Origin of the sequence: Citrobacter telavivensis (assembly GCA_009363175.1) — a bacterium.
Classification (GTDB): domain Bacteria; phylum Pseudomonadota; class Gammaproteobacteria; order Enterobacterales; family Enterobacteriaceae; genus Citrobacter_A; species Citrobacter_A telavivensis.
Genome location: CP045205.1, coordinates 18,135 through 31,350, shown reverse-complemented (window position 1 = coordinate 31,350; position 13,216 = coordinate 18,135). Strand labels below are relative to the sequence as shown.

At 50.1% G+C, this 13,216-nt stretch carries 28 protein-coding genes; 27 read left to right on the top strand and 1 reads right to left on the bottom strand.

The annotated features are described in order from the left end of the window. The first annotated feature begins 62 nt into the window (after nucleotides 1-62). Together GBC03_02385 and GBC03_02380 are read left to right on the top strand one after the other, a co-directional pair. On the top strand, nucleotides 63-257 hold the full coding sequence (locus GBC03_02385; GenBank protein QFS69134.1) for a bacterioferritin-associated ferredoxin: 195 nt from the start codon (nucleotides 63-65) through the stop codon (nucleotides 255-257). Between the two features lie 72 nt (nucleotides 258-329). Then, complete coding sequence (locus tag GBC03_02380; GenBank protein QFS69133.1) at nucleotides 330-806, top strand: bacterioferritin; 477 nt, start codon at nucleotides 330-332, stop codon at nucleotides 804-806. On the opposite strand, the gene GBC03_02375 is transcribed toward GBC03_02380, so the two are convergent. Further along, nucleotides 790-1,272 carry a prepilin peptidase gene (locus GBC03_02375; GenBank protein ID QFS69132.1) on the bottom strand — a complete coding sequence of 161 codons (483 nt, stop codon included), beginning with the start codon at nucleotides 1,270-1,272 and terminating at the stop codon, nucleotides 790-792. The two genes, GBC03_02380 and GBC03_02375, sit on opposite strands and share 17 nt — an antisense overlap. Before the next feature lie 377 nt (nucleotides 1,273-1,649). Here GBC03_02375 and rpsJ point away from each other — a divergent pair, with 377 nt between their 5' ends. The 25 genes from rpsJ (at nucleotide 1,650) to rpsK (ending at nucleotide 13,209) form a co-directional block, all read left to right on the top strand. Beyond that, nucleotides 1,650-1,961, top strand: a complete 312-nt coding sequence (gene rpsJ / locus GBC03_02370) for a 30S ribosomal protein S10 (GenBank protein QFS69131.1) — start codon at nucleotides 1,650-1,652, stop codon at nucleotides 1,959-1,961. 32 nt (nucleotides 1,962-1,993) lie between these two features. Continuing rightward, a complete protein-coding gene (rplC, locus tag GBC03_02365; GenBank protein ID QFS69130.1) occupies nucleotides 1,994-2,623 on the top strand; it encodes a 50S ribosomal protein L3 in 630 nt (209 codons plus the stop codon). A gap of 10 nt (nucleotides 2,624-2,633) precedes the next feature. Continuing rightward, on the top strand, nucleotides 2,634-3,239 hold the full coding sequence (gene rplD, locus GBC03_02360) for a 50S ribosomal protein L4 (protein ID QFS69129.1): 606 nt from the start codon (nucleotides 2,634-2,636) through the stop codon (nucleotides 3,237-3,239). Then, nucleotides 3,236-3,538, top strand: a complete 303-nt coding sequence (gene rplW / locus GBC03_02355) for a 50S ribosomal protein L23 (GenBank protein ID QFS69128.1) — start codon at nucleotides 3,236-3,238, stop codon at nucleotides 3,536-3,538. Before rplD ends, rplW begins: the two co-directional genes overlap by 4 nt. A 17-nt stretch (nucleotides 3,539-3,555) precedes the next feature. Further along, the gene (gene rplB / locus GBC03_02350; protein ID QFS69127.1) at nucleotides 3,556-4,377 is read left to right on the top strand and encodes a 50S ribosomal protein L2; all 822 of its coding nucleotides are present in this window, start codon (nucleotides 3,556-3,558) and stop codon (nucleotides 4,375-4,377) included. Between the two features lie 16 nt (nucleotides 4,378-4,393). Next, nucleotides 4,394-4,672, top strand: coding sequence for a 30S ribosomal protein S19 (gene rpsS / locus GBC03_02345; protein QFS69126.1), 279 nt, complete (start codon nucleotides 4,394-4,396; stop codon nucleotides 4,670-4,672). A gap of 14 nt (nucleotides 4,673-4,686) precedes the next feature. After that, nucleotides 4,687-5,019, top strand: a complete 333-nt coding sequence (rplV, locus tag GBC03_02340) for a 50S ribosomal protein L22 (protein QFS69125.1) — start codon at nucleotides 4,687-4,689, stop codon at nucleotides 5,017-5,019. 17 nt (nucleotides 5,020-5,036) lie between these two features. Beyond that, the gene (gene rpsC / locus GBC03_02335; GenBank protein QFS69124.1) at nucleotides 5,037-5,738 is read left to right on the top strand and encodes a 30S ribosomal protein S3; all 702 of its coding nucleotides are present in this window, start codon (nucleotides 5,037-5,039) and stop codon (nucleotides 5,736-5,738) included. Nucleotides 5,739-5,750: 12 nt separating this feature from the next. Further along, nucleotides 5,751-6,161 (top strand): 50S ribosomal protein L16, encoded by a 411-nt coding sequence (gene rplP / locus GBC03_02330; protein ID QFS69123.1) that lies wholly within the window; start codon nucleotides 5,751-5,753, stop codon nucleotides 6,159-6,161. Next, nucleotides 6,161-6,352 (top strand): 50S ribosomal protein L29, encoded by a 192-nt coding sequence (rpmC, locus tag GBC03_02325; protein ID QFS69122.1) that lies wholly within the window; start codon nucleotides 6,161-6,163, stop codon nucleotides 6,350-6,352. Before rplP ends, rpmC begins: the two co-directional genes overlap by 1 nt. Then, complete coding sequence (gene rpsQ / locus GBC03_02320) at nucleotides 6,352-6,606, top strand: 30S ribosomal protein S17 (GenBank protein QFS69121.1); 255 nt, start codon at nucleotides 6,352-6,354, stop codon at nucleotides 6,604-6,606. Before rpmC ends, rpsQ begins: the two co-directional genes overlap by 1 nt. Before the next feature lie 162 nt (nucleotides 6,607-6,768). Continuing rightward, entirely contained in the window at nucleotides 6,769-7,140 is a 372-nt protein-coding gene (rplN, locus tag GBC03_02315) for a 50S ribosomal protein L14 (GenBank protein ID QFS69120.1), read from the top strand. Between the two features lie 10 nt (nucleotides 7,141-7,150). After that, nucleotides 7,151-7,465 (top strand): 50S ribosomal protein L24, encoded by a 315-nt coding sequence (gene rplX / locus GBC03_02310; GenBank protein QFS69119.1) that lies wholly within the window; start codon nucleotides 7,151-7,153, stop codon nucleotides 7,463-7,465. A 14-nt stretch (nucleotides 7,466-7,479) separates the two neighbouring features. Then, nucleotides 7,480-8,019: a 50S ribosomal protein L5 gene (gene rplE, locus GBC03_02305; GenBank protein ID QFS69118.1), complete on the top strand. Its 540-nt coding sequence runs from the start codon at nucleotides 7,480-7,482 to the stop codon at nucleotides 8,017-8,019. Between the two features lie 14 nt (nucleotides 8,020-8,033). After that, nucleotides 8,034-8,339, top strand: coding sequence for a 30S ribosomal protein S14 (gene rpsN, locus GBC03_02300; protein ID QFS69117.1), 306 nt, complete (start codon nucleotides 8,034-8,036; stop codon nucleotides 8,337-8,339). 33 nt (nucleotides 8,340-8,372) lie between these two features. Then, nucleotides 8,373-8,765: a 30S ribosomal protein S8 gene (rpsH, locus tag GBC03_02295; GenBank protein QFS69116.1), complete on the top strand. Its 393-nt coding sequence runs from the start codon at nucleotides 8,373-8,375 to the stop codon at nucleotides 8,763-8,765. Between the two features lie 12 nt (nucleotides 8,766-8,777). Next, nucleotides 8,778-9,311, top strand: a complete 534-nt coding sequence (gene rplF, locus GBC03_02290) for a 50S ribosomal protein L6 (GenBank protein ID QFS69115.1) — start codon at nucleotides 8,778-8,780, stop codon at nucleotides 9,309-9,311. A gap of 9 nt (nucleotides 9,312-9,320) precedes the next feature. Continuing rightward, nucleotides 9,321-9,674, top strand: a complete 354-nt coding sequence (gene rplR, locus GBC03_02285; GenBank protein QFS69114.1) for a 50S ribosomal protein L18 — start codon at nucleotides 9,321-9,323, stop codon at nucleotides 9,672-9,674. Between the two features lie 14 nt (nucleotides 9,675-9,688). After that, the gene (gene rpsE / locus GBC03_02280) at nucleotides 9,689-10,192 is read left to right on the top strand and encodes a 30S ribosomal protein S5 (protein QFS69113.1); all 504 of its coding nucleotides are present in this window, start codon (nucleotides 9,689-9,691) and stop codon (nucleotides 10,190-10,192) included. 3 nt (nucleotides 10,193-10,195) lie between these two features. Continuing rightward, entirely contained in the window at nucleotides 10,196-10,375 is a 180-nt protein-coding gene (gene rpmD, locus GBC03_02275; protein ID QFS69112.1) for a 50S ribosomal protein L30, read from the top strand. A 3-nt stretch (nucleotides 10,376-10,378) separates the two neighbouring features. After that, nucleotides 10,379-10,813, top strand: coding sequence for a 50S ribosomal protein L15 (gene rplO, locus GBC03_02270; protein ID QFS69111.1), 435 nt, complete (start codon nucleotides 10,379-10,381; stop codon nucleotides 10,811-10,813). A gap of 7 nt (nucleotides 10,814-10,820) precedes the next feature. Continuing rightward, the gene (gene secY / locus GBC03_02265; protein ID QFS69110.1) at nucleotides 10,821-12,152 is read left to right on the top strand and encodes a preprotein translocase subunit SecY; all 1,332 of its coding nucleotides are present in this window, start codon (nucleotides 10,821-10,823) and stop codon (nucleotides 12,150-12,152) included. Between the two features lie 31 nt (nucleotides 12,153-12,183). Beyond that, nucleotides 12,184-12,300 carry a 50S ribosomal protein L36 gene (gene rpmJ, locus GBC03_02260; GenBank protein ID QFS69109.1) on the top strand — a complete coding sequence of 39 codons (117 nt, stop codon included), beginning with the start codon at nucleotides 12,184-12,186 and terminating at the stop codon, nucleotides 12,298-12,300. Nucleotides 12,301-12,446: 146 nt separating this feature from the next. Further along, nucleotides 12,447-12,803 (top strand): 30S ribosomal protein S13, encoded by a 357-nt coding sequence (rpsM, locus tag GBC03_02255; protein ID QFS69108.1) that lies wholly within the window; start codon nucleotides 12,447-12,449, stop codon nucleotides 12,801-12,803. Nucleotides 12,804-12,819: 16 nt separating this feature from the next. Continuing rightward, nucleotides 12,820-13,209 (top strand): 30S ribosomal protein S11, encoded by a 390-nt coding sequence (rpsK, locus tag GBC03_02250; protein ID QFS69107.1) that lies wholly within the window; start codon nucleotides 12,820-12,822, stop codon nucleotides 13,207-13,209. The last annotated feature ends 7 nt before the right edge of the window (nucleotides 13,210-13,216 follow it).

The window sequence follows — 13,216 nt, the reverse complement described above, 5'->3', positions numbered from 1 at the left end:
GTGCTATTGTAATCATAACTATTCTCATTTACACTTTGCGCAGAAATTGAACGGGAGCGATCATGTACGTTTGTTTGTGTAATGGTGTAAGTGATAAAAAAATTCGCCAGGCGGTACGTCAGTTTCATCCTCAATCCTTCCAACAGCTACGCAAGTTTATACCTGTGGGAAATCAATGCGGTAAATGCGTTCGGGCAGCACGCGAAGTGATGCAGGATGAGTTAATGCAAATGCCAGAATTTAAAGAGATCGCCTGAGTCACACTCTTTTTTTTGACATCCCTGTAGCCCCATCTATGCTCTGGAGAGTGGAAGCGGAGGGACTATAAAATGAAAGGTGATGTTAAAATCATAAATTATCTCAATAAACTATTGGGAAATGAGCTTGTCGCGATCAACCAGTATTTTCTCCATGCACGTATGTTCAAAAATTGGGGACTTACCCGCCTCAATGACGTCGAGTACCATGAATCCATTGATGAGATGAAACACGCGGATAAATATATTGAGCGTATTTTGTTCCTGGAAGGGATCCCGAACCTGCAGGATCTCGGTAAGTTGGGGATTGGCGAAGATGTTGAAGAGATGCTGCAGTCCGATCTCAGATTAGAGCTCGAAGGGGCGAAAAACTTACGTGAAGCGATCGCCTATGCTGATACCGTTCATGATTATGTCAGCCGGGATATGATGATCGAAATCCTCGCGGATGAAGAAGGGCATATCGACTGGCTGGAGACTGAACTGGATCTCATCTCGAAAATTGGCCTGCAAAATTATCTGCAGTCGCAAATTAAAGTGACCAGTTAATCGCTTCAGAAGTGAAACGGTAACATCCGGTGATGAAACCCGCAGCCGCCAGAAATGGCCCAAAAGGCAGCGGGTTTTTTAATACCGACTTTCCATGAATTATCCCCAATGCTGCGATACCAGAACACGCCAACAGCGCCGCCCAAAAGACCAAAAATGGTAATGACATCCACCCATGCCAGGCACCCAGCGCGGCAAGGAGTTTCACATCACCATAGCCGAGTCCTTCTCTCTTACGAACCAACCGATAGCTCCAGTAGATAAAGGCAAAACTGGCGTAGCCTGCAATGGCACCCCATACGGCATCTGCAAGTTGTGCCGGGATGATGCACAGGTGAAAGAGGAGTCCGCCCCATAGCAATGGGCAGGTAAACCGGTCCGGCAGTTGTCCGCTGCGCACATCGCAGAAACTAAGAGACAAAGACAATGCGGTATATAGCAGCAGAAAGGGCAGGGCAGCGACCATCAGGTATCCTCCATCAATCCTGTCGCTACTTTAAAGAAGGCTAATGAGGGAGCAAGGTACTATTATGAGTATTGCGAGCGACTTTCCTGCTCAATTGCCGCGTTTCATTCACTACATAAAAGCCTGGAACCCTACTCGCATTACGGACGAAGTGATTAATATCTACGCGACACTTGCTTCAGTCTGATATTTACGTATAATGCGCGGGCTTGTCTTAATCGACGGCAGGTTCGATTTGAACCTCAGATAGCCGATTTGGCTATCTAACAATGCTCCCAATCGGGGGGCTACGTAAGAACGGTTACACTCTCCCATCAATCGTAATGGGTCTGAGGAGTAGTCATTTTCGTTTATAAAATAATTGGAGCTCTGGTCTCATGCAGAACCAAAGAATCCGTATCCGCCTTAAAGCGTTTGATCATCGTCTGATCGATCAATCAACCGCGGAAATCGTCGAGACTGCTAAGCGCACTGGTGCGCAAGTCCGTGGTCCGATCCCGCTGCCGACCCGCAAAGAGCGCTTCACCGTTCTGATCTCTCCGCACGTTAACAAAGACGCGCGCGATCAGTACGAAATCCGCACTCACAAGCGTCTGGTTGACATCGTTGAGCCAACCGAGAAAACCGTTGATGCTCTGATGCGTCTGGACCTGGCTGCCGGTGTAGACGTGCAGATCAGCCTGGGTTAATCAGGTCATCGAGCGATTGAGAGGTTGATACAATGATTGGTTTAGTCGGTAAAAAAGTGGGTATGACCCGCATCTTCACTGAAGATGGCGTCTCTATCCCAGTAACCGTAATCGAAGTTGAAGCAAACCGTGTTACTCAGGTTAAAGACCTGGCTAACGATGGCTATCGTGCTGTTCAGGTTACCACCGGTGCTAAAAAAGCTAACCGTGTAACCAAGCCGGAAGCTGGCCATTTCGCTAAAGCTGGCGTTGAAGCTGGCCGCGGCCTGTGGGAGTTCCGTCTGGCTGAAGGTGAAGAATTCACCGTTGGTCAGAGCATCAGCGTAGAACTGTTTGCTGAAGTTAAAAAAGTTGACGTAACTGGCACCTCTAAAGGTAAAGGTTTCGCTGGTACCGTTAAGCGCTGGAACTTCCGTACCCAGGACGCGACTCACGGTAACTCCTTGTCTCACCGCGTTCCGGGTTCTATCGGTCAGAACCAGACTCCGGGCAAAGTGTTCAAAGGCAAGAAGATGGCAGGTCAGCTGGGTAACGAACGTGTAACCGTTCAGAGCCTGGACGTAGTACGTGTTGACGCTGAGCGCAACCTGCTGCTGGTTAAAGGTGCTGTCCCGGGTGCAACCGGTAGCGACCTGATCGTTAAACCAGCTGTGAAGGCGTAAGGGGATAGCAATGGAATTAGTATTGAAAGACGCGCAGAGCGCGCTGACTGTTTCCGAAACTACCTTCGGTCGTGATTTCAACGAAGCGCTGGTTCACCAGGTTGTTGTTGCTTATGCAGCTGGTGCTCGTCAGGGTACTCGTGCTCAGAAGACTCGTGCTGAAGTAACTGGTTCCGGCAAAAAGCCGTGGCGCCAGAAAGGTACCGGCCGTGCGCGTTCAGGTTCTATCAAGAGCCCGATCTGGCGTTCCGGTGGCGTGACCTTCGCTGCTCGCCCGCAGGACCACAGTCAAAAAGTTAACAAGAAGATGTACCGCGGCGCGCTGAAAAGCATTCTGTCCGAACTGGTACGTCAGGATCGTCTGATCGTTGTCGAGAAGTTCTCTGTTGAAGCGCCTAAAACTAAGCTGCTGGCACAGAAACTGAAAGACATGGCTCTGGAAGATGTGTTGATCATCACCGGTGAGCTGGACGAAAATCTGTTCCTCGCAGCACGTAACCTGCACAAGGTTGACGTTCGCGATGCAACGGGTATCGACCCGGTTAGCCTGATCGCCTTCGACAAAGTCGTAATGACTGCTGATGCTGTTAAGCAAGTTGAGGAGATGCTGGCATGATTCGTGAAGAACGTCTGCTGAAGGTGCTGCGTGCACCGCACGTTTCTGAAAAAGCGTCTACTGCGATGGAAAAAACTAACACCATCGTTCTCAAAGTTGCTAAAGACGCGACCAAAGCAGAGATCAAAGCTGCTGTGCAGAAACTGTTTGAAGTCGAAGTCGAAGTCGTTAACACCCTGGTAGTTAAAGGGAAAGTTAAACGTCACGGACAGCGTATCGGTCGTCGTAGCGACTGGAAAAAAGCTTACGTCACCCTGAAAGAAGGCCAGAATCTGGACTTCGTTGGCGGCGCTGAGTAAGTCGGAGGAGTAATACAATGGCAGTTGTTAAATGTAAACCGACATCTCCGGGTCGTCGCCACGTCGTTAAAGTGGTTAACCCTGAGCTGCACAAGGGCAAACCTTTTGCTCCGTTGCTGGAAAAAAACAGCAAATCCGGTGGTCGTAACAACAATGGCCGTATCACCACTCGTCATATCGGTGGTGGCCACAAGCAGGCGTACCGTATTGTTGACTTCAAACGCAACAAAGATGGTATCCCGGCAGTTGTTGAACGTCTTGAGTACGATCCGAACCGTTCCGCGAACATCGCGCTGGTTCTGTACAAAGACGGTGAGCGCCGTTACATCCTGGCCCCTAAAGGCCTGAAAGCTGGCGACCAGATCCAATCTGGCGTTGATGCTGCAATCAAACCAGGCAACACCCTGCCGATGCGCAATATCCCGGTTGGTTCTACCGTTCATAACGTAGAAATGAAACCAGGAAAAGGCGGTCAGCTGGCACGTTCCGCTGGTACTTACGTTCAGATCGTTGCTCGTGATGGTGCTTATGTCACCCTGCGTCTGCGTTCTGGTGAAATGCGTAAAGTCGAAGCAGACTGCCGTGCAACTCTGGGCGAAGTTGGCAATGCTGAGCATATGCTGCGCGTTCTGGGTAAAGCAGGTGCTGCACGCTGGCGTGGTGTTCGTCCGACCGTTCGCGGTACCGCGATGAACCCAGTCGACCACCCACATGGTGGTGGTGAAGGTCGTAACTTTGGTAAGCACCCGGTAACTCCGTGGGGCGTTCAGACCAAAGGTAAGAAGACCCGCAGCAACAAGCGTACTGATAAATTCATCGTACGTCGCCGTAGCAAATAATTTTAGAGGATAAGCCATGCCACGTTCTCTCAAGAAAGGTCCTTTTATTGACCTGCACTTGCTGAAGAAGGTAGAGAAAGCGGTGGAAAGCGGAGACAAGAAGCCCCTGCGCACTTGGTCCCGTCGTTCAACGATCTTTCCTAACATGATCGGTTTGACCATCGCTGTCCATAATGGTCGTCAGCACGTTCCAGTATTCGTAACCGATGAAATGGTCGGTCACAAACTGGGTGAATTCGCACCGACTCGTACTTATCGCGGCCACGCTGCTGATAAAAAAGCGAAGAAGAAATAAGGTAGGAGGAAGAGATGGAAACTATCGCTAAACATCGCCATGCTCGTTCTTCTGCTCAGAAGGTTCGCCTTGTTGCTGACCTGATTCGCGGTAAGAAAGTGTCGCAGGCTCTGGATATTCTGACCTACACCAATAAGAAAGCGGCTGTACTGGTCAAGAAGGTACTGGAATCTGCCATTGCTAACGCTGAACACAACGATGGCGCTGACATTGACGATCTGAAAGTTACGAAAATTTTCGTAGACGAAGGCCCGAGCATGAAGCGCATTATGCCGCGTGCAAAAGGTCGTGCAGATCGCATCCTGAAGCGCACCAGCCACATTACTGTGGTTGTGTCCGATCGCTGAGACTCTGGAGACTAGCAATGGGTCAGAAAGTACATCCTAATGGTATTCGCCTGGGTATTGTAAAACCATGGAACTCTACCTGGTTTGCGAACACCAAAGAATTCGCTGACAACCTGGACAGCGATTTTAAAGTACGTCAGTACCTGACTAAGGAACTGGCTAAAGCGTCTGTATCTCGTATCGTTATCGAGCGTCCGGCTAAGAGCATCCGTGTGACTATTCACACTGCTCGTCCGGGCATCGTTATCGGTAAGAAAGGCGAAGACGTAGAAAAACTGCGTAAGGTCGTAGCGGATATCGCTGGCGTTCCTGCACAGATCAATATCGCCGAAGTTCGTAAGCCTGAACTGGACGCAAAACTGGTTGCTGACAGCATCACTTCACAGCTGGAACGTCGCGTTATGTTCCGTCGTGCGATGAAGCGTGCTGTACAGAACGCAATGCGTCTGGGCGCTAAAGGGATTAAAGTTGAAGTTAGCGGCCGTCTGGGCGGCGCGGAAATCGCACGTACCGAATGGTACCGCGAAGGTCGCGTACCGCTGCACACTCTGCGTGCTGACATCGACTACAACACCTCTGAAGCGCACACCACTTACGGTGTAATCGGCGTTAAGGTATGGATCTTCAAAGGCGAGATCCTGGGTGGTATGGCTGCTGTTGAACAACCGGAAAAACCGGCTGCTCAACCTAAAAAGCAGCAGCGTAAAGGCCGTAAATAAGGAGCGTCGCTGATGTTACAACCAAAGCGTACAAAATTCCGTAAAATGCACAAAGGCCGTAACCGCGGTCTGGCTGCTGGCGCGGATGTTAGCTTCGGCAGCTTCGGTCTGAAAGCTGTTGGCCGTGGTCGTCTGACTGCCCGTCAGATCGAAGCAGCACGTCGTGCTATGACCCGTGCAGTTAAGCGTCAAGGTAAGATCTGGATCCGCGTATTCCCGGACAAACCGATCACTGAAAAGCCGCTGGCAGTGCGTATGGGTAAAGGTAAAGGTAACGTGGAGTATTGGGTTGCCTTGATTCAGCCGGGTAAAGTCCTGTATGAAATGGACGGCGTACCGGAAGAGCTGGCCCGTGAAGCATTCAAGCTGGCAGCAGCGAAACTGCCGATTAAAACCACCTTTGTAACTAAGACGGTGATGTAATGAAAGCAAAAGAGCTGCGTGAGAAGAGTGTTGAAGAGCTGAACACCGAGCTGCTGAACCTGCTGCGTGAGCAGTTCAACCTGCGTATGCAGGCTGCAAGTGGCCAGCTGCAACAGTCTCACCTGTTGAAGCAAGTGCGTCGTGATGTCGCACGCGTTAAGACTTTACTGACTGAGAAGGCGGGTGCGTAATGACCGATAAAATCCGTACTCTGCAAGGTCGCGTTGTTAGCGACAAAATGGAGAAATCCATTGTTGTTGCTATCGAACGTTTTGTGAAACACCCGATCTACGGTAAATTCATTAAGCGTACGACCAAACTGCACGTACATGACGAGAACAACGAATGCGGTATCGGCGACAAGGTTGAAATCCGTGAATGCCGTCCGCTGTCCAAGACTAAGTCCTGGACGCTGGTTCGCGTTGTAGAGAAAGCGGTTCTGTAATACAGTACGCGTTCTCAACGAATAAACGGCTCAGCGATGGGCCGTTTATTTTTTCTACCCATATCCTGAGAGCGGTGTTATAATGCCGCGCCCTAGATATGGGGCTTTTTTAACGACCTGATTTCGGGTCTCAGTAGTAGTTGACATTAGCGGAGCACTAAAATGATCCAAGAACAGACTATGCTGAACGTCGCCGACAACTCCGGTGCACGTCGCGTAATGTGTATCAAGGTTCTGGGTGGCTCGCACCGTCGCTACGCAGGCGTAGGCGACATCATCAAGATCACCATCAAAGAAGCAATTCCGCGTGGTAAGGTCAAAAAAGGTGATGTGCTGAAGGCGGTAGTGGTGCGCACCAAGAAGGGTGTTCGTCGCCCGGACGGTTCTGTCATTCGCTTCGATGGTAATGCATGCGTTATTTTAAACAATAACAGCGAGCAACCTATCGGTACGCGTATTTTTGGGCCGGTAACTCGTGAACTTCGTAATGAGAAGTTCATGAAAATTATCTCTCTGGCACCAGAAGTACTCTAAGGAGCGAATCATGGCAGCGAAAATCCGTCGTGATGACGAAGTTATCGTGTTAACCGGTAAAGATAAAGGTAAACGCGGTAAAGTTAAGAATGTCTTGTCTTCCGGCAAGGTCATCGTTGAAGGTATCAACCTGGTTAAGAAACACCAGAAGCCGGTTCCGGCTCTGAACCAACCAGGCGGCATTGTAGAGAAAGAAGCAGCTATTCAGATCTCTAACATTGCACTCTTCAATGCGGCAACCGGCAAGGCTGACCGTGTAGGCTTTAGATTCGAAGACGGCAAAAAAGTCCGTTTCTTCAAGTCTAACAGCGAAACTATCAAGTAATTTGGAGTAGTACGATGGCGAAACTGCATGATTACTACAAAGACGAAGTAGTTAATAAACTCATGACTGAGTTTAACTACAATTCTGTCATGCAAGTCCCTCGGGTCGAGAAGATCACCCTGAACATGGGTGTTGGTGAAGCGATCGCTGACAAGAAACTGCTGGATAACGCAGCAGCTGACCTGACAGCAATCTCCGGTCAAAAACCGTTGATCACCAAAGCACGCAAATCTGTTGCAGGCTTCAAAATCCGTCAGGGCTATCCGATCGGCTGTAAAGTAACTCTGCGTGGCGAACGCATGTGGGAGTTCTTTGAGCGCCTGATCACTATTGCTGTACCGCGTATCCGTGACTTCCGTGGCTTGTCCGCTAAGTCATTCGATGGTCGTGGTAACTACAGCATGGGTGTCCGTGAGCAGATCATCTTCCCAGAAATCGACTACGATAAAGTCGACCGCGTTCGTGGTTTGGATATTACCATTACCACTACTGCGAAATCTGACGAAGAAGGCCGTGCTCTGCTGGCTGCCTTTGACTTCCCGTTCCGCAAGTAAGGTAGGGTTACTGAATGGCTAAGCAATCAATGAAAGCACGCGAAGTAAAACGCGTAGCTTTAGCTGATAAATACTTCGCGAAACGCGCTGAACTGAAAGCGATCATCTCTGATGTGAACGCTTCCGACGAAGATCGTTGGAACGCTGTTCTTAAGCTGCAGTCTCTGCCGCGTGATTCCAGCCCGTCTCGTCAGCGTAACCGCTGCCGTCAAACAGGTCGTCCACATGGTTATGTGGGCAAGTTCGGGTTGAGCCGTATCAAGTTACGTGAAGCCGCAATGCGCGGTGAAGTACCAGGCTTGAAAAAGGCTAGCTGGTAATTGTCACCAATTGAATCACGGGAGTAAAGACAGATGAGCATGCAAGATCCGATCGCGGATATGCTGACCCGTATCCGTAACGGTCAGGCCGCGAACAAAGCTGCGGTCACCATGCCTTCCTCCAAGCTGAAAGTGGCAATTGCCAACGTGCTGAAGGAAGAAGGTTTTATTGAAGATTTTAAAGTTGAAGGCGACACCAAGCCGGAACTGGAACTGACTCTTAAGTATTTCCAGGGTAAAGCTGTTGTAGAAAGCATTCAGCGTGTCAGTCGCCCAGGTCTGCGCATCTACAAACGTAAAGATGAGCTGCCGAAAGTTATGGCGGGTCTGGGTATCGCGGTTGTTTCTACCTCTAAAGGTGTTATGACTGATCGTGCAGCGCGCCAGGCTGGTCTTGGTGGCGAAATTATCTGCTACGTAGCCTAATCGGAGGAAAAAATGTCTCGTGTTGCTAAAGCACCGGTCGTTGTTCCTGCCGGCGTTGATGTAAAAATCAACGGTCAGGTTATTACGATCAAAGGTAAAAACGGCGAGCTGACTCGTACTCTCAACGATGCTGTTGAAGTTAAACATGCAGATAATGCACTGACCTTCGGTCCGCGTGATGGTTACGTAGACGGTTGGGCTCAGGCTGGTACCGCGCGTGCCCTGCTGAACTCAATGGTTATCGGTGTTACCGAAGGCTTCACTAAGAAGCTGCAGCTGGTTGGTGTAGGTTATCGTGCAGCGGTTAAAGGGAACGTAGTAAACCTGTCTTTAGGTTTCTCGCATCCAGTTGACCATCAACTGCCGGCAGGGATTACTGCAGAATGTCCGACTCAAACTGAAATCGTGCTGAAAGGCGCTGATAAGCAGGTAATCGGCCAGGTTGCAGCAGATCTGCGTGCCTACCGTCGTCCTGAGCCTTACAAAGGCAAGGGTGTTCGTTACGCCGACGAAGTCGTGCGTACCAAAGAGGCTAAGAAGAAGTAAGGTAACACTATGGATAAGAAATCTGCTCGTATCCGTCGTGCGACCCGCGCACGCCGCAAGCTCAAAGAGCTGGGCGCAACTCGCCTGGTGGTACATCGTACCCCGCGTCATATTTACGCACAGGTAATTGCACCGAACGGTTCTGAAGTTCTGGTAGCTGCTTCTACTGTAGAAAAAGCTATCGCTGAACAACTGAAGTACACCGGTAACAAAGACGCGGCTGCAGCTGTGGGTAAAGCTGTCGCTGAACGCGCTCTGGAAAAAGGCATCAAAGATGTGTCCTTTGACCGTTCCGGGTTCCAATATCATGGTCGTGTCCAGGCACTGGCAGATGCTGCCCGTGAAGCTGGCCTTCAGTTCTAAGGTAGAGGTGTAAGATGGCTCACATCGAAAAACAAGCTGGCGAACTGCAGGAAAAGCTGATCGCGGTAAACCGCGTATCTAAAACCGTAAAAGGTGGTCGTATTTTCTCCTTCACAGCTCTGACTGTAGTAGGCGATGGTAACGGTCGCGTTGGTTTTGGTTACGGTAAAGCGCGTGAAGTTCCAGCAGCGATCCAGAAAGCGATGGAAAAAGCCCGTCGCAATATGATTAACGTCGCGCTGAACAACGGCACCCTGCAACACCCGGTTAAAGGTGTTCACACGGGGTCTCGTGTATTCATGCAGCCAGCTTCCGAAGGTACCGGTATCATCGCCGGTGGTGCAATGCGCGCCGTTCTGGAAGTTGCTGGGGTTCATAACGTTCTGGCTAAAGCATATGGTTCCACCAACCCGATCAACGTGGTTCGTGCAACTATTGATGGCCTGGAAAATATGAATTCTCCAGAAATGGTCGCTGCCAAGCGTGGTAAATCCGTTGAAGAAATTCTGGGGAAATAAACCATGGCAAAGACTATTAAAATTACTCAAACCCGCAGTGCAATCGGTCGTCTGCCGAAACACAAGGCAACGCTGCTTGGCCTGGGTCTGCGTCGTATTGGTCACACCGTAGAGCGCGAGGATACTCCTGCTGTTCGTGGTATGGTCAACGCGGTTTCCTTCATGGTTAAAGTTGAGGAGTAAGAGATGCGTTTAAATACTCTGTCTCCGGCCGAAGGCTCCAAAAAGGCGGGTAAACGCCTGGGTCGTGGTATCGGTTCTGGCCTCGGTAAAACCGGTGGTCGTGGTCACAAAGGTCAGAAGTCTCGTTCTGGCGGTGGCGTACGTCGCGGTTTCGAGGGCGGCCAGATGCCTCTGTATCGTCGTCTGCCGAAATTCGGCTTCACTTCTCGTAAAGCAGCGATTACAGCCGAAGTTCGTCTGTCTGACCTGGCTAAAGTAGAAGGCGGTGTTGTAGACCTGAACACGCTGAAAGCGGCTAACATTATCGGTATCCAGATCGAGTTCGCGAAAGTGATCCTGGCTGGTGAAGTCACTACTCCGGTAACTGTTCGTGGTCTGCGTGTTACTAAAGGCGCTCGTGCTGCTATCGAAGCTGCTGGCGGTAAAATCGAGGAATAAGTAGCAGATGGCTAAACAACCGGGATTAGATTTTCAAAGTGCCAAAGGTGGCTTAGGCGAGCTGAAACGCAGACTGCTGTTTGTTATCGGTGCGCTTATTGTGTTCCGTATTGGCTCTTTCATTCCGATCCCTGGTATTGATGCCGCTGTCCTTGCCAAACTGCTTGAGCAACAGCGAGGCACCATCATTGAAATGTTTAACATGTTCTCTGGTGGTGCTCTCAGCCGTGCTTCTATCTTTGCCCTGGGTATTATGCCGTACATTTCGGCATCAATTATTATCCAGCTGCTGACGGTGGTTCACCCAACGTTAGCGGAAATCAAGAAAGAAGGGGAGTCTGGTCGTCGTAAGATCAGCCAGTACACCCGCTACGGTACTCTGGTGCTGGCAATATTCCAGTCGATCGGTATTGCTACCGGTCTGCCGAATATGCCTGGTATGCAAGGTCTGGTTATGAACCCAGGCTTTGCATTCTATTTCACCGCTGTTGTTAGTCTGGTCACAGGGACAATGTTCCTGATGTGGTTGGGCGAACAGATTACTGAACGTGGTATCGGTAACGGTATCTCGATCATTATCTTCGCCGGTATTGTCGCGGGACTCCCGCCAGCCATTGCCCATACTATCGAGCAAGCGCGTCAAGGCGACCTGCACTTCCTCGTGTTGCTGTTGGTTGCAGTATTAGTATTTGCAGTGACGTTCTTTGTTGTATTTGTTGAGCGTGGTCAACGCCGCATTGTGGTAAACTACGCGAAACGTCAGCAGGGTCGTCGTGTCTATGCTGCACAGAGCACACATTTACCGCTGAAAGTGAATATGGCGGGGGTAATCCCGGCAATCTTCGCTTCCAGTATTATTCTGTTCCCGGCAACCATCGCGTCATGGTTCGGGGGCGGTACTGGTTGGAACTGGCTGACAACAATTTCGCTGTATTTGCAGCCTGGGCAACCGCTTTATGTGTTACTCTATGCGTCTGCAATCATCTTCTTCTGTTTCTTCTACACGGCGTTGGTCTTCAACCCGCGTGAAACAGCAGATAACCTGAAGAAGTCCGGTGCATTTGTACCAGGGATTCGTCCGGGAGAGCAAACGGCGAAGTATATCGATAAAGTAATGACCCGCCTGACTTTGGTTGGTGCGCTCTACATTACCTTTATCTGCCTGATCCCGGAGTTCATGCGTGATGCAATGAAAGTACCGTTCTACTTCGGTGGGACCTCACTGCTTATCGTTGTTGTCGTGATTATGGACTTTATGGCTCAAGTGCAAACTCTGATGATGTCTAGTCAGTACGAGTCTGCATTGAAGAAGGCGAACCTGAAAGGCTACGGCCGATAATTGGTCGCCCGAGAAGTTACGGAGAGTAAAAATGAAAGTTCGTGCTTCCGTCAAGAAATTATGCCGTAACTGCAAAATCGTTAAGCGTGATGGTGTCATCCGTGTGATTTGCAGTGCCGAGCCGAAGCATAAACAGCGCCAAGGCTGATTTATTCGCATATTTTTCTTGCAAAGTTGGGTTGAGCTGGCTAGATTAGCCAGCCAATCTTTTGTATGTCTGTACGTTTCCATTTGAGTATCCTGAAAACGGGCTTTTCAGCATGGTGCGTACATATTAAATAGTAGGAGTGCATAGTGGCCCGTATAGCAGGCATTAACATTCCTGATCAAAAACATGCAGTGATCGCGTTAACGTCGATCTACGGCATCGGTAAGACCCGTTCTAAAGCCATTCTGGCTTCAGCGGGTATCGCTGAAAATGTTAAGATCAGTGAGCTGTCTGAAGGACAAATCGACACGCTGCGTGACGAAGTTGCCAAATTTGTCGTTGAAGGTGATCTGCGCCGTGAAATCAGCATGAGCATCAAGCGCCTGATGGATCTTGGTTGCTATCGCGGTTTGCGTCATCGTCGTGGTCTGCCAGTGCGCGGTCAGCGTACTAAGACCAACGCACGTACCCGTAAGGGTCCGCGCAAACCGATCAAGAAATAATCGGGGTGATTGAATAATGGCAAAGGCACCAATTCGTGCACGTAAACGTGTAAGAAAACAAGTCTCTGACGGCGTGGCTCATATCCATGCTTCTTTCAACAACACCATCGTGACTATCACTGATCGTCAGGGTAACGCGCTGGGTTGGGCAACAGCCGGTGGTTCCGGTTTCCGTGGTTCTCGCAAATCTACTCCGTTCGCAGCTCAGGTTGCAGCAGAGCGTTGCGCTGACGCCGTAAAAGAATACGGTATCAAGAATCTGGAAGTTATGGTTAAAGGTCCGGGTCCAGGCCGCGAATCTACTATTCGTGCTCTGAACGCCGCTGGTTTCCGCATCACTAATATTACTGATGTGACTCCGATCCCTCATAACGGTTGTCGTCCGCCGAAAAAACGCCGCGTATAACGCTTCG

Excerpts from the sequence above, each read along its gene's own strand:
- GBC03_02385 (QFS69134.1), top strand. The coding sequence starts at position 63 with ATGTACGTTTGTTTGTGTAATGGTGTAAGTGATAAAAAAATTCGCCAG.
- GBC03_02380 (QFS69133.1), top strand. The coding sequence starts at position 330 with ATGAAAGGTGATGTTAAAATCATAAATTATCTCAATAAACTATTGGGA.
- GBC03_02375 (QFS69132.1), bottom strand. The coding sequence starts at position 1,272 with ATGGTCGCTGCCCTGCCCTTTCTGCTGCTATATACCGCATTGTCTTTG.
- rpsJ (QFS69131.1), top strand. The coding sequence starts at position 1,650 with ATGCAGAACCAAAGAATCCGTATCCGCCTTAAAGCGTTTGATCATCGT.
- rplC (QFS69130.1), top strand. The coding sequence starts at position 1,994 with ATGATTGGTTTAGTCGGTAAAAAAGTGGGTATGACCCGCATCTTCACT.
- rplD (QFS69129.1), top strand. The coding sequence starts at position 2,634 with ATGGAATTAGTATTGAAAGACGCGCAGAGCGCGCTGACTGTTTCCGAA.
- rplW (QFS69128.1), top strand. The coding sequence starts at position 3,236 with ATGATTCGTGAAGAACGTCTGCTGAAGGTGCTGCGTGCACCGCACGTT.
- rplB (QFS69127.1), top strand. The coding sequence starts at position 3,556 with ATGGCAGTTGTTAAATGTAAACCGACATCTCCGGGTCGTCGCCACGTC.
- rpsS (QFS69126.1), top strand. The coding sequence starts at position 4,394 with ATGCCACGTTCTCTCAAGAAAGGTCCTTTTATTGACCTGCACTTGCTG.
- rplV (QFS69125.1), top strand. The coding sequence starts at position 4,687 with ATGGAAACTATCGCTAAACATCGCCATGCTCGTTCTTCTGCTCAGAAG.
- rpsC (QFS69124.1), top strand. The coding sequence starts at position 5,037 with ATGGGTCAGAAAGTACATCCTAATGGTATTCGCCTGGGTATTGTAAAA.
- rplP (QFS69123.1), top strand. The coding sequence starts at position 5,751 with ATGTTACAACCAAAGCGTACAAAATTCCGTAAAATGCACAAAGGCCGT.
- rpmC (QFS69122.1), top strand. The coding sequence starts at position 6,161 with ATGAAAGCAAAAGAGCTGCGTGAGAAGAGTGTTGAAGAGCTGAACACC.
- rpsQ (QFS69121.1), top strand. The coding sequence starts at position 6,352 with ATGACCGATAAAATCCGTACTCTGCAAGGTCGCGTTGTTAGCGACAAA.
- rplN (QFS69120.1), top strand. The coding sequence starts at position 6,769 with ATGATCCAAGAACAGACTATGCTGAACGTCGCCGACAACTCCGGTGCA.
- rplX (QFS69119.1), top strand. The coding sequence starts at position 7,151 with ATGGCAGCGAAAATCCGTCGTGATGACGAAGTTATCGTGTTAACCGGT.
- rplE (QFS69118.1), top strand. The coding sequence starts at position 7,480 with ATGGCGAAACTGCATGATTACTACAAAGACGAAGTAGTTAATAAACTC.
- rpsN (QFS69117.1), top strand. The coding sequence starts at position 8,034 with ATGGCTAAGCAATCAATGAAAGCACGCGAAGTAAAACGCGTAGCTTTA.
- rpsH (QFS69116.1), top strand. The coding sequence starts at position 8,373 with ATGAGCATGCAAGATCCGATCGCGGATATGCTGACCCGTATCCGTAAC.
- rplF (QFS69115.1), top strand. The coding sequence starts at position 8,778 with ATGTCTCGTGTTGCTAAAGCACCGGTCGTTGTTCCTGCCGGCGTTGAT.
- rplR (QFS69114.1), top strand. The coding sequence starts at position 9,321 with ATGGATAAGAAATCTGCTCGTATCCGTCGTGCGACCCGCGCACGCCGC.
- rpsE (QFS69113.1), top strand. The coding sequence starts at position 9,689 with ATGGCTCACATCGAAAAACAAGCTGGCGAACTGCAGGAAAAGCTGATC.
- rpmD (QFS69112.1), top strand. The coding sequence starts at position 10,196 with ATGGCAAAGACTATTAAAATTACTCAAACCCGCAGTGCAATCGGTCGT.
- rplO (QFS69111.1), top strand. The coding sequence starts at position 10,379 with ATGCGTTTAAATACTCTGTCTCCGGCCGAAGGCTCCAAAAAGGCGGGT.
- secY (QFS69110.1), top strand. The coding sequence starts at position 10,821 with ATGGCTAAACAACCGGGATTAGATTTTCAAAGTGCCAAAGGTGGCTTA.
- rpmJ (QFS69109.1), top strand. The coding sequence starts at position 12,184 with ATGAAAGTTCGTGCTTCCGTCAAGAAATTATGCCGTAACTGCAAAATC.
- rpsK (QFS69107.1), top strand. The coding sequence starts at position 12,820 with ATGGCAAAGGCACCAATTCGTGCACGTAAACGTGTAAGAAAACAAGTC.